12 protein-coding genes are annotated in these 12,173 nt (G+C 68.7%); 8 read left to right on the top strand and 4 right to left on the bottom strand.

From position 1 onward, the window contains the following. The first annotated feature begins 17 nt into the window (after positions 1-17). From FPZ41_RS17435 to metK, 7 genes are all read left to right on the top strand, one after another. The gene (locus FPZ41_RS17435; RefSeq protein WP_152863639.1) at positions 18-1,133 is read left to right on the top strand and encodes a quinone-dependent dihydroorotate dehydrogenase; all 1,116 of its coding nucleotides are present in this window, start codon (positions 18-20) and stop codon (positions 1,131-1,133) included. Further along, the gene (gene pyrF / locus FPZ41_RS17430; RefSeq protein ID WP_152863637.1) at positions 1,130-1,984 is read left to right on the top strand and encodes an orotidine-5'-phosphate decarboxylase; all 855 of its coding nucleotides are present in this window, start codon (positions 1,130-1,132) and stop codon (positions 1,982-1,984) included. The genes FPZ41_RS17435 and pyrF overlap by 4 nt, the downstream gene beginning before the upstream one ends. A 303-nt stretch (positions 1,985-2,287) precedes the next feature. Continuing rightward, positions 2,288-2,611 carry an integration host factor gene (locus FPZ41_RS17425; RefSeq protein ID WP_131563075.1) on the top strand — a complete coding sequence of 108 codons (324 nt, stop codon included), beginning with the start codon at positions 2,288-2,290 and terminating at the stop codon, positions 2,609-2,611. 36 nt (positions 2,612-2,647) lie between these two features. Beyond that, entirely contained in the window at positions 2,648-3,205 is a 558-nt protein-coding gene (gene gmk, locus FPZ41_RS17420) for a guanylate kinase (protein ID WP_152863635.1), read from the top strand. A 38-nt stretch (positions 3,206-3,243) separates the two neighbouring features. Beyond that, a complete protein-coding gene (gene rpoZ / locus FPZ41_RS17415) occupies positions 3,244-3,516 on the top strand; it encodes a DNA-directed RNA polymerase subunit omega (protein ID WP_005319902.1) in 273 nt (90 codons plus the stop codon). 180 nt (positions 3,517-3,696) lie between these two features. Beyond that, positions 3,697-4,899, top strand: coding sequence for a bifunctional phosphopantothenoylcysteine decarboxylase/phosphopantothenate--cysteine ligase CoaBC (coaBC, locus tag FPZ41_RS17410; protein ID WP_322620358.1), 1,203 nt, complete (start codon positions 3,697-3,699; stop codon positions 4,897-4,899). A gap of 239 nt (positions 4,900-5,138) precedes the next feature. Next, on the top strand, positions 5,139-6,362 hold the full coding sequence (metK, locus tag FPZ41_RS17405; RefSeq protein WP_322620357.1) for a methionine adenosyltransferase: 1,224 nt from the start codon (positions 5,139-5,141) through the stop codon (positions 6,360-6,362). A gap of 59 nt (positions 6,363-6,421) precedes the next feature. Here metK and FPZ41_RS17400 read toward each other — a convergent pair whose 3' ends face one another. From FPZ41_RS17400 to FPZ41_RS17385, 4 genes are read right to left on the bottom strand one after another with little or no spacing between them, the layout of a single operon-like run. Further along, positions 6,422-7,543: a hypothetical protein gene (locus FPZ41_RS17400; protein WP_152863633.1), complete on the bottom strand. Its 1,122-nt coding sequence runs from the start codon at positions 7,541-7,543 to the stop codon at positions 6,422-6,424. After that, a complete protein-coding gene (locus FPZ41_RS17395) occupies positions 7,540-9,453 on the bottom strand; it encodes a hypothetical protein (RefSeq protein WP_152863631.1) in 1,914 nt (637 codons plus the stop codon). Before FPZ41_RS17395 ends, FPZ41_RS17400 begins: the two co-directional genes overlap by 4 nt. Further along, entirely contained in the window at positions 9,450-10,166 is a 717-nt protein-coding gene (locus FPZ41_RS17390) for a toll/interleukin-1 receptor domain-containing protein (RefSeq protein ID WP_152863629.1), read from the bottom strand. The genes FPZ41_RS17395 and FPZ41_RS17390 overlap by 4 nt, the downstream gene beginning before the upstream one ends. Before the next feature lie 50 nt (positions 10,167-10,216). Continuing rightward, complete coding sequence (locus tag FPZ41_RS17385) at positions 10,217-11,563, bottom strand: helix-turn-helix transcriptional regulator (protein WP_322620356.1); 1,347 nt, start codon at positions 11,561-11,563, stop codon at positions 10,217-10,219. 324 nt (positions 11,564-11,887) lie between these two features. Here FPZ41_RS17385 and FPZ41_RS17380 point away from each other — a divergent pair. Further along, positions 11,888-12,173 (top strand): primosomal protein N' family DNA-binding protein (locus tag FPZ41_RS17380; protein WP_456154443.1); only part of this gene is annotated, 286 nt, incomplete at its 3' end.

Raw genomic sequence — 12,173 nt, 5'->3', positions numbered from 1 at the left:
TTCACGAGGACACAGTGATGTACAAGCTATTCTTCCGTCTGGTTTTCAAACGGATGGATCCGGAGCAGGCGCACCACCTGGCCTTCCGCTGGATCCGCCTCGCCGTCCGCATCCCCGTGCTGCGCACGTTGCTCGCGGCCGCCCTCGCGCCCCGCTACGAGGAGCTGCGGACGGAGGCCTTCGGGCTCCGCATGCACGGCCCCTTCGGGCTTGCCGCCGGCTTCGACAAGAACGCGGTGGCCGTCGACGGCATGTCGATGCTCGGCTTCGACCACGTCGAGATCGGCACGGTGACCGGGGAGCCGCAACCCGGCAATCCGAAGCAGCGGCTGTTCCGGCTGGTGAAGGACCGTGCGCTGATCAATCGCATGGGCTTCAACAACGAGGGCTCGCTGGCGGTGGCAGCGCGGCTGGCGTCCCGCGAGCCCGTCTTCAGGACCGTCGTGGGCGTCAACATCGGCAAGACCAAGGTCGTCCCGGAGGCCGAGGCCGTCGGGGACTATGTGAAGTCGGCCGAGCGGCTGGCTCCGTACGCCGACTACCTGGTCGTGAACGTCTCCTCGCCCAACACACCCGGACTGCGCAACCTCCAGGCCACCGAGGCGCTGCGCCCCCTCCTGAGCGCCGTCCGCGAGGCCGCCGACCGTACGGTCACCGACCGCCGGGTCCCGCTGCTGGTGAAGATCGCTCCCGACCTCGCGGACGAGGACGTCGACGCGGTCGCCGACCTCGCCGTGGAGCTTGGCCTGGACGGCATCATCGCCACGAACACCACCATCGCGCGCGAGGGACTCGGTTTGAAGTCCGAACCCTCTCTCGTGAAAGAGGTCGGCGGACTCTCGGGCGCCCCCCTGAAAGCACGCTCTCTGGAGGTGCTGCGCCGCCTCTACGCGCGCGTGGGCGACCGGATCACCCTGGTGGGCGTCGGTGGCATCGAGAACGCCGAGGACGCCTGGCAGCGCATCCTGGCAGGCGCCACCCTGGTGCAGGGCTACAGCGCCTTCATCTACGAGGGCCCGTTCTGGAGCCGTGCCCTCCACAAGGGCCTCGCCGCGCGCCTGAGCAGCAGCCCGTATGCCACCCTCGCCGACGCGGTCGGCGCGGACACACGGAAGGCAGGGAAGACGGCATGAGCGGTCCGGACCCCTTCGGCGCCCGGCTGCGGCGCGCCATGGACGAGCGCGGCCCGCTGTGCGTCGGCATCGACCCGCACGCGTCCCTCCTCGCGGACTGGGGCCTGAACGACGACGTCGCCGGGCTTGAGCGGTTCAGCCGCACCGTCGTGGAGGCGCTGGCCGACCGGGTGGCCGTGCTGAAGCCGCAGAGCGCGTTCTTCGAGCGCTTCGGGTCGCGTGGCGTCGCCGTACTGGAGAAGTCGGTCGAGGAGGCGCGGGCCGCAGGCGCCCTGGTCGTCATGGACGCCAAGCGTGGCGACATCGGCTCGACCATGGCCGCGTACGCGGAGGCCTTCCTGAGCAGGGACGCGCCGCTGTTCTCGGACGCCCTGACCGTGTCGCCGTACCTCGGCTACGGGTCACTGAAGCCGGCCGTGGAGCTGGCGCGCGAGAGCGGCGCGGGCCTGTTCGTTCTGGCGCTGACCTCCAACCCGGAGGGACGTGAGGTTCAGCACGCGGTCCGCACGGGGGACACCGGCGGCCGGAACGTCGGAGCGACCGTGCTGGCGCACCTTGCCGCCGAGAACGCGGGGGAGGCGCCCATGGGGTCCTTCGGCGCGGTCGTCGGGGCCACGCTGGGTGACCTGTCGTCGTACGACTTGGAGATCAACGGTCCGCTCCTGGCACCCGGGATCGGTGCCCAGGGAGCGACTCCGGCGGACCTCCCCGGCGTCTTCGGACCGGCCGTACGGCATGTCGTCCCGAACGTCAGCAGGGGTGTCCTGCGTCACGGACCGGATGTCGCGGCGCTCCGCACGTCCGCGGAGCGCTTCGCGGTGGAGATCGGCGCCGCCGTGACGGCGGCCTGAGTCCTCCGATGAGTGCTCCGTGGCCGGTCCGAGTCCCGCCATGAGTCTGAATACATTCTCAAATCCGGGGCAATAAGCCCCTTATGTCCGACTCCAGGGAGGCTGACCAGGACTTTTCCGCTGTTCTCGCTGACTAAGGCGGACTTGCCCGCTAGTCTCCGACGAGTGGGGGCACCTCCCACGCCCTTCAAGGCAGTGGGGGGAGGAACGGGCAAGCGTGTTGCTCGTAGCTCCCCAGGTGTGGGGCGACTAGGTTCCTCACCGGTCCGTATCCGACAGTTCGACATCCGAGGTGACGTAGGCGTGGCTCTTCCGCCCCTTACCCCTGAACAGCGCGCAGCCGCGCTTCAAAAGGCCGCCGCGGCTCGCCGGGAGCGGGCCGAGGTCAAGAATCGACTCAAGCACTCCGGCGCCTCCCTCCACGAGGTCATCAAGCAGGGCCAGGAGAACGACGTCATCGGCAAGATGAAGGTCTCTGCCCTGCTTGAGTCCCTGCCGGGCGTGGGCAAGGTCCGCGCCAAGCAGATCATGGAGCGACTCGGGATCTCCGAGAGCCGCCGTGTGCGTGGCCTCGGTTCCAACCAGATCGCCTCCCTGGAGCGCGAGTTCGGCAGCACCGGCTCCTGAGTCCTGGGTATCCGGGATTGCTGGAATAATCGCTGCATGAGTGAACGTCCGCGGCTGACCGTGCTCTCCGGCCCCTCCGGGGTCGGCAAGAGCACGGTCGTCGCCCATATGCGCAAGGAATACCCCGAGGTCTGGCTCTCGGTGTCGGCTACGACCCGCAAGCCCCGCCCCGGTGAGAAGCACGGAGTCCAGTACTTCTTCGTCACCGACGACGAGATGGACAAGCTGATCGCCAACGGCGAGCTGCTGGAGTGGGCCGAGTTCGCCGGCAACCGCTACGGCACCCCGCGTCGCGCGGTGCTCGAACGGCTGGAGGCGGGTGAGCCCGTCCTCCTGGAGATCGACCTTCAGGGCGCCCGGCAGGTCCGTGAGTCCATGGCCGAGGCTCAGCTGGTGTTCCTGGCGCCTCCCTCCTGGGAGGAGCTCGTGCGCAGACTCACCGGGCGGGGTACCGAGCCGCCCGAGGTGATCGAGCGCCGCCTCGAGGCGGCGAAGATCGAACTCGCGGCCGAGCCGGAGTTCGACATCACCCTGGTCAACACCTCCGTCGAGGACGTGGCGCGTGAGCTGCTAGCCTTGATGGACGTAGTGTGATCGTTTTCGATCTCATCCCCCCTTTCGGAAGGTAGAGCGTGTCCTCTTCCATCACCGCGCCCGAGGGCATCATCAACCCGCCGATCGACGAGCTCCTTGAGGCCACCGACTCGAAGTACAGCCTCGTGATCTACGCGGCCAAGCGTGCTCGCCAGATCAACGCGTACTACTCGCAGCTCGGCGAGGGTCTTCTTGAGTACGTCGGTCCGCTCGTTGACACTCACGTTCACGAGAAGCCGCTCTCCATCGCTCTGCGCGAGATCAATGCGGGTCTGCTGACGTCCGAGGCCATCGAGGGCCCGGCGCAGTAGTATTTTCAGCCTGCGGCTGACTTTTCCACAGGCCCGGCAGCGCGACTGCCGGGCCTGTGGTCTGCTCGGGGGTGCGGGGGTCGTCCCTCGCAGTGACGCAGCATTGAGTCGTACGCCAGCCATTAGCCAGTCGTACGCCGAAGAGCCGCGGCGTGCACGTGACGAGTGTGGGGAGGCCCGGTGGGCAAGCCGAAGGTCGTTCTGGGGGTCAGCGGTGGCATCGCCGCGTACAAGGCGTGCGAGCTGCTGCGCCGGCTGACCGAGTCCGGGCACGACGTGCGGGTCGTCCCCACCGTGTCCGCGCTGCAATTCGTCGGCGCCGCCACCTGGTCGGCCCTCTCCGGCAACCCGGTCTCGACCGAGGTCTGGGACGACGTCCACGAGGTCCCGCACGTCCGCATCGGCCAGCAGGCCGACCTCGTGGTCGTGGCCCCGGCCACCGCGGACACCCTCGCGAAGGCGGCCCACGGCCTGGCCGACGACCTGCTGACGAACACGCTGCTCACTGCCCGCTGCCCGGTCGTCTTCGCCCCCGCCATGCACACGGAGATGTGGGAGCACCCGGCCACCCGGGAGAACGTGGCGACGCTGCGCCGCCGGGGTGCCGTGGTGATCGAGCCCGCCGTGGGCCGGCTGACCGGCGTCGACACCGGCAAGGGGCGGCTGCCCGAGCCCGCCGAGATCTTCGAGGTCTGTCGCAGGGTGCTCGCCCGCGGGGTGCCCGAGCCCGACCTGGCCGGCCGCCATGTGGTCGTCAGCGCCGGAGGCACCCGTGAGCCCCTCGACCCCGTCCGCTTCCTCGGCAACCGCTCCTCCGGCAAGCAGGGGTACGCCCTGGCCCGTACGGCCGCCGCCCGGGGCGCCCGGGTCACACTGATCGCCGCGAACACCGGGCTGCCCGACCCGGCGGGAGTGGACGTCGTGCAGGTCGGGACCGCGGTCCAGTTGCGGGAAGCCGTCCTCAAGGCGGCCCCGGACGCGGACGCCGTGGTGATGGCGGCCGCGGTGGCGGACTTCCGCCCTGCGGCGTACGCACAGGGAAAGATCAAGAAGAGGGACGGCCAGGAGCCCGACCCCATCGTCCTGGTCCGCAATCCGGACATCCTCGCGGAGATATCGGCCGACCGCCTCCGGCCCGGCCAGGTGATCGTCGGCTTCGCGGCCGAGACGGACGACGTCCTTGCCAACGGACGCACCAAGCTCAAGCGCAAGGGGTGCGACCTCCTCGTAGTGAACGAGGTGGGCGAGCGCAAGACGTTCGGCTCAGAGGAGAACGAGGCCGTGATACTCGGAGCCGACGGCAGTGAGACCCCGGTTCCGCCCGGACTGAAGGAAGCGCTGGCCGAGAAGGTGTGGGACCTTGTGGTGACCCGTCTGAGCTGAAGGGTTCATCCGCCCCAAGGTTCCCTCAAACACCGCACATTGGCGCGTGGCGCCCCTGGCGAACACCGATCCACTGTGGGCAGAATGCAGGTGCCGCAGGTCACAGCACTCCCAAGAGGCGAGACGGGTAGGCCTGCGGTTGTGCCCAACCGATAAACTGTTCTCGGACGATGTCGGGCGCAGCCCCCGTCCCGTCCGCCAATGATCAGTCAGCAGCCGCTGCAACCCCAGGGAGCGTTGTGTCCCGTCGCCTGTTCACCTCGGAGTCTGTCACCGAGGGTCACCCCGACAAGATCGCTGACCAGATCAGCGACACCATTCTCGACGCGCTTCTGCGCGAGGACCCGAACTCCCGGGTCGCGGTCGAGACGCTGATCACCACCGGCCTGGTGCACGTGGCCGGTGAGGTCACGACCAAGACGTACGCGCCGATCGCCCAGCTGGTCCGCGAGAAGATCCTCGAAATCGGGTACGACTCGTCGAAGAAGGGCTTCGACGGCGCATCCTGTGGTGTCTCGGTCTCCATCGGCTCTCAGTCCCCGGACATCGCGCAGGGCGTGGACACGGCGTACGAGTCCCGGGTCGAGGGTGCCGTCGCGGGTGGCGACGTGGACGAGCTGGACCGGCAGGGTGCCGGCGACCAGGGCCTGATGTTCGGGTACGCGACGGACGAGACGCCCACGCTCATGCCGCTGCCGATCTTCCTGGCGCACCGACTGTCGAAGCGCCTGTCCGAGGTCCGCAAGAACGGCACGATCCCCTACCTGCGCCCCGACGGCAAGACCCAGGTCACCATCGAGTACGACGGCGACAAGGCCGTCCGCCTCGACACGGTGGTGGTCTCCTCGCAGCACGCCTCGGACATCGACCTGGACTCGCTCCTGGCGCCCGACATCCGGGAGTTCGTCGTCGAGCCGGAGCTGAAGGCACTGCTGGACGACGGCATCAAGCTGGACACCGAGGGCTACCGCCTCCTGGTCAACCCGACCGGCCGTTTCGAGATCGGCGGCCCGATGGGTGACGCCGGCCTGACCGGCCGCAAGATCATCATCGACACGTACGGCGGCATGGCCCGCCACGGCGGCGGCGCCTTCTCCGGCAAGGACCCGTCCAAGGTCGACCGTTCGGCGGCGTACGCGATGCGCTGGGTCGCGAAGAACGTGGTCGCCGCGGGCCTCGCCACCCGCTGCGAGGTCCAGGTCGCCTACGCCATCGGCAAGGCCGAGCCGGTCGGCCTCTTCATCGAGACCTTCGGCACGGCCAAGGTCGACGCCGAAAAGATCGAGACCGCCATCGCCAAGGTCTTCGACCTCCGCCCGGCCGCGATCATCCGCGACCTCGACCTGCTGCGCCCGATCTACTCCCAGACCGCGGCGTACGGTCACTTCGGTCGTGAGCTGCCCGACTTCACGTGGGAGCGCACGGACCGGGTGGACGCGTTGCGTGAGGCCGTGGGGCTGTAAGCCGCCCCAGTTCACAAGGCCCGGTGTGCCCCCTGGCGGGGACACCGGGCCTCGGTGTGTCAGAAGGGCTCGGACGGGCCTTCTGACGCGTCCTGCATCTGCGGCGGTCCGGAGCCATTGGGATGAGGGTGCGCTGCCGTCGGCGAGCCTCCGACCCCGAAGCGACGCCGTATCTCCTCTGCGGTCACGGCGTCCCTGGGAGCGATCGCCATCGCCAGTTGATCGACGATAAGGAGGCCCTCGTCGTCCCCGGGGCGGAATCCCACCCGCCGGAAGGCCTCGGCGATCAGGTCCGCGGCATCAGCCTCGGGCGACCCGAAGACCGGCGGCTCGTCAGGCTGGAGAGCGCTGGGAGGCCGCTCGGGTACAGGAGGTGGTGGGAAGGCATCCAGAACGAGATGCCGGAAGGGTGCGGAGACCTCCGAGTTGTTCGCCGCCGATGAGAGCCGGGCCAGGAGGCCTATGTCCTTGACGGTCTTCTCCACGTGGTCGTCGTTCTTCGCGAGCCACCACACGACCGCGCTGCCCGTGCTCGTGAGGACATCACCGCTCAGGTACTCGCGTTTGTTCTGCTCGTACCTGCGCTGGTGTTCCCATATCGCCTCGTCCTTGCGGATCGCCGCGAGCCGTTCCAGTCGCTCCTGGTCCGCTTCCGAGAGGGTGAGGACGACATCCAGAGCCATGGCCTGGACTCGATTCTCGCGATCCGGCGCCATCACCCCCAGCGCGCCGTTGAGTTCGTGCTGTACAAGAGAGCTGCGGAACGGTTCGACAGCCCACGTGATCGCGCGGGCACGGGCGAGCACGGCCTCCACGGCCAGCGCCCCGGGGTTGGTGAGTTGGTCAGCGGCGGTGGAATCCACCGGGCACCAGCGGACGCGGGCGGAGAAGAGGAAGTCGTAGTCGGGAACCGCGCTGGGCAACGGGACCCGGGTGATGTGGAGTTCACGCCGTTCGACGACGGGCGGAGCGGGTTGCTCGATCAGCGAGCCGGGCGGGAACGGGTCGCGCTGCCGGGCGCGCGCCGCGACGACCGCGACCGTGATCCACACGGCCAGCAGCAAGGAGACGGAGCCGAGCCATATCCATACCGGCCAGCGCAGGAAGAGCACGAGGATGACGACGATGAGCCCGTAGATCAGACTGAGGAACGTCAGGACCGTCTTCTGACCGGAACTCATGTGGGAGACACCTCCAGTTTCGGGGACCGCTGTGCCAGGTGGGAGCTCTGGGCCTTGTTGATCGTCTCCAGCAGACGCGCGGACAGTCCGGACGAGACAGCTCGGCGCGCATCGGCGTAGACGCGGCTGAGGACCGGGTACCGCGCGGCTGCGGCGTCGACCAGGATGTCCAGGGCCGCATTGGTGACTGGCACGTTGTCGACCGCGTCCGCGGCGACCAGCCAGTTGCGGGCACCAGGAGCCCAGCGGTGCGGGGCGACCAGGTCGAAAACCATGCGCCAGCAGTCGATGAGCCACTGCCGGGTCGAGGCTCGCAGCAGGAAGTCGTCCGGGAAGGCCGAGAGGTCGAGGAACAGATCGGCATCGGCACGGTGATATCGGCTGTTCTGGCTGGTGGCCAGCCGCGCCAGCAGACGGCGCTGAAGCCTCGTGTCCTGGCGCACGTAGCGCCGCAGAGCGTCTCGTGCGACGCCCGGTCGAGGCTCGTTGCGGGCGAGGTGGTGGAGTCGCACAAGAGCCGGCTCCGGATGGTGGACCGACATCGCCTTCTCACAGACCTCGACCAGAACCTCACGGAGATTGCCGGTGGGGCGGCTGATGCTCCAGTCGTAGATCCTTCTGCGGAAGTCACCACCGAACTGTTCTTCTTCAACACCGCGTTGAAGGATGTGGGCAGCGGCCCGCACCTCAGTCGTGCGGGGTGCGTTGTCGCGAGTCCAGTTCTCGACGAGTGCGAAGAGCGGGTCGGTGGTTCCCGAGGAGAGGCACAGATCTGTGTAGCGTTTCACCACTGACTCGCGGTCGGGATCGTTGAGTTCGCGAAGCTGGAGGATCTTGCCCAGCCACGTGCCGAGCGGAGCACGGACATCGGGCAGGTTCGCCCAGAGATAGCGGCGGGCGGCCTCGTCGAAGTCAGGCTGCTTGAAGCAAACGACCGCGCCGGGGGCCATTTCCGCCTCGATGGTGTCGAGGCGCTCCAGCAGACCCTTGCGCTCGAGGGGCGGCAGGGCGTTGTCGGTGGAGTCCACTTCCTTCAGGAGCAGAGGAGTGGCATGGTGCACGGCTTCGACACGGGCACCGTGCAGCATGGCCGTGGCGAGGAGCAGGGCCCGCTGCCGCCCCTTGCGGAGCCGGGGCAGCAGTTCGGCGACTTCGCGCGTGCGGTCCTTCTGGGCCGTGAGGGCTGTCTCACACCACTCGGCGAAGGCTCCGCGGCCGTGGACTGCCCCACGCGCAGCCACAATGCGCTGGACGAGCCGGGCGAGTTCGCGCATCGGTGGATGGGCGTCGAGATGTTCGAGCAGTTGCTGGGGCAGAGGCTGCCAGACGGCGTCGTCCAATTGATGACTGCGCAGGTGCCGTGCCAGCACCTCCCTGGCGTCGGGTCGGTGGATCGTCCTGAGGATGAACTCGGAGGGCAGCCCGTTCTCGAACTGCCGCGGCGGTACCACCGCCAGAAACGCCCTCTTGCGCAGCAGTTCGTGACGGAAGGCCGAGAGGTCGTGCAGCGCTGTGCTCCATGCCTTCGCGTCCGCGGCGGACAGGTCGAGCAGTATGCGGTCCTCTTCACCGATGAGATCTGGCGGCAGGCTGGTGTCCTCGGCCCCGGTCTCGGGTGTGAGTTCGTGGTAGATGCCCTTCTCGTGCGGGAGTTCGCAGAGCAGGACCTTCGCCGCGGAGCTTCTGCCACTGCCCGGTTCACCGGTGAGGAAGACCGTGTGCTCGGCTTCGAGGACGTCGTACGCGGCATTGATTCCCCTGGGCCGCGCGAACTGTCGGCGCAGGCGGATGAGCTGGTCCCGGGCGACCAGTCGGGGAGTCTTGAGGGGGGCTTTGAGGAGGTCGGTGGCCTCGCTGACGATCACGTTGTTCACGTTGTAGTTGTGGGTGTCGCCTCCGGCCTGGTTCACCGCTCGTCGTCCTCACCCTTCGGCACCTGACCGAAGTACTGACGTATGCCGCTCTCATTGGTGCCCTCCACGTAGTTGGCGGCGCCGGACTGGTGGATCGTGCGGCTGCTCGGACCGATGTGTACGGAGCCGTGGGCCCCCTTGACGCTGCCGATGTCACCGTTGACCGTGCCCGCCTGCACGGCCGTGCCGTGGACGTCGCTCATGGTGTTGCGCAGCACACCCGGCTCCGGCTCCTCGGGCGCCTGACTGTCGACCGCCGCGAGCTCGGGGACGAGGGCGGCCAGGGTGTCGCCGATCTGCTGGAGGTCGGACTCGTCGTTCTGGTGGTCGTAGCGGAGGCTCTGGCAGTCCGCGAGCTTGCCCAGGGGCATGGGCAGGCCGTCCTTGGAGGGGCGTTCGGTCCTGCGGCCGATGAGCACCGGGATGACCCGGATGTCGCAGAGGAAGGCCTCCTGGATCTCCTTGCGGACCCAGTCGCCCGCGTCCTGGAGGCCTGGATGGCCGAGCCACTGGTCGCCGATGAGGGCGAGGAGCACGCCACTGCGGCGCACGCTGTGGATCAAGTGGGCGTCAAAGGGCGTACCGGGCGGGATCGACTTGCTGGCGCGGTAGATCCGCTCCGAGCCGAAGCGCGTGGACAGGGCGCGCTCGATGGTGACGGCGACTTGGTGGCCGTCGCCGGTGCGGTAGTTGATGAAGACATCGGGCATGACGAATCAACCCTTCTACGGGAGCGGGTGGGAAGGAGTCGGAACGATGGTCAGCGCGTGTCCGGTGCCAGTGCCGCCGTGAGCTGGGGCGCGATGGCCCGGCATGCGGGACGGCTCGCGTGGCGGCACAGAGCGCGCGACAGACGCCGCAGATCGGTGGCGATGGTTGCCGATCCCACCGAGGCGGTCGTCGCGAGGAGGTCGGCGGTGAGCTCGCACGCGTGGTCGATCTCACCCGCGATGGCATGTGCGAGGGCGCGGCGCGCGCCGTAGCGGGCCCGGGTACGGAAGGCACCGGCGGACAGGCGCGCGCATTGCTGGTCGAGGACTGCGGCGGCCTGGGCGGGCCTGCCCAGGTCCAGCAGACACCAGCCGGTGATCATGGACACCGGGTCGTCGAGGTGTGTCGTGCCCAGGACGGGGGCGTCTGCCGTGGAGGCTTCCGCAGCGGCGCGAGCGAGGAGAACGCGCGCCTGTTCGAGGCTGCGCATGCAGGCGTCGTAGTTCCCGTCGAGGGCGTGCCCCTGGGCCCTGCGCTGTGCGGCCAGACCACGGATACGGGGTGGCAGCCGATCACTCAGTGCGGCGTCGACCAGGTCGATCGTCTCTGCGGCCGCTCCCCGGTAGTACGACACCAGGGCACGGCGCACCAGGGCGTACTGGGCGAGGTGCTCGTCCCCTGAGGCGGTGGCGAGATCCACGGCGTGGTCCGTCCAGCGCAGCGCTGCGGTGTCGTCGCCGGCCTCCTGAGCCATCCAGCCCGTGAACTCCGCGAAGCGGGCGGACAGCGCGAGGAGATCGCGGCCGACGCGGGTGTCGCCGTGAGCGGAGAGCGTTTGGAGAGCTCGCGTCTGTTCCGCCAGGACCGGCAGCAGCGTGCCCGGCGGGGACATCTGGCCGATGCGGCGGTACTGGCCGAGCAGTTCGCGGTACGCGCTCGTCAGTGAGTCGGCTTCGGACGGAGCACTCGGCACCGGGGTGCGCTCACCGGCTCGAACACCAAGGACGGAGGCGGCTCCGGCGGCCATCATCTGCCGACGGGACGGCGGGCTCCAGGACGATCCGCCCGGATGCCCGCCCGGATGTCCTTCGGGATGTTCTCCCGGAATGCGATGTGCGTACGAATCGGGTGGTGACATGCTTCCTTCCTGGTCGCGGACGGAGGACCGGGTACGGCGCGGGGCGACGGGTACCAGGGCGGACAGGGCGCCACCCGCGTCGAGTGCCGCGTCACAAAGGCGCGCGAACTCCGCAGTAGGACGTTTCTGCCCGGTCTCGATCTTGCTGAGCTGGCCCTTGCTGTAGTGCACGGACGATGCGAGCTGTGTCAGCGTCAGTCCCGCGGCCAGCCGTAACCGGCGCAGTTCGGGACCGAACATCTGTGGCTGCTTCAGCACGTGAACCCCCTCATGCCGACGCCGCCGATACCGAGGGACGCCCGTCGTCGCGCATCAGCGTCTGCCGGGTGCGGTGGGGCGGGCAAGGCGGTCGGCGGAGTTTCCCGTTTCCAGTTCTGATACCGGGGTGGGGGTCGTGGCAGGCCCAGGTGGCTCGTGGAGGCTGGATCGGCGGTGGAAATGGCCGGTGGGGCGGCCTTGTGGGGGAGGTGAGTCTGAGCTTCCGGTGCGGAGGATGTGGCTGATGGGGGAGTGAGGCCGGGGTGGTCGGTGGGGTGATCTTGGTGGGCGGCGTTGTCAGTGGGATTTGGTAAGAATGCAAGGGTGAGCAGCGGCAACGGGCAGAGGAGCGGCGGCGCCCAGGGGGCGGTGCCGGAGCAGCTCGCGCTCATTCGGGAGGCCGTGCGGAAGAACAAGGCGCCGAAGGCGAAGCCTCGGACGTGGCGGGGGGCCGCGCTGGCGAAGGAGTTGCCTGTCGCCCGGGTGTTGGTGGACAAGGGAGTGCTGCATCTCGACCGGTACTTCGACTACGCGGTGCCGGAGGAGCTCGATGCCGTGGCCCAGCCGGGAGTGCGGGTCCGGGTGCGGTTCGGGGCCGGGGGGCGGAATG

Source organism: Streptomyces acidicola (assembly GCF_009377235.1).
Classification (GTDB): domain Bacteria; phylum Actinomycetota; class Actinomycetes; order Streptomycetales; family Streptomycetaceae; genus Streptomyces; species Streptomyces acidicola.
This window is presented reverse-complemented; position numbering and strand designations above follow the sequence as displayed.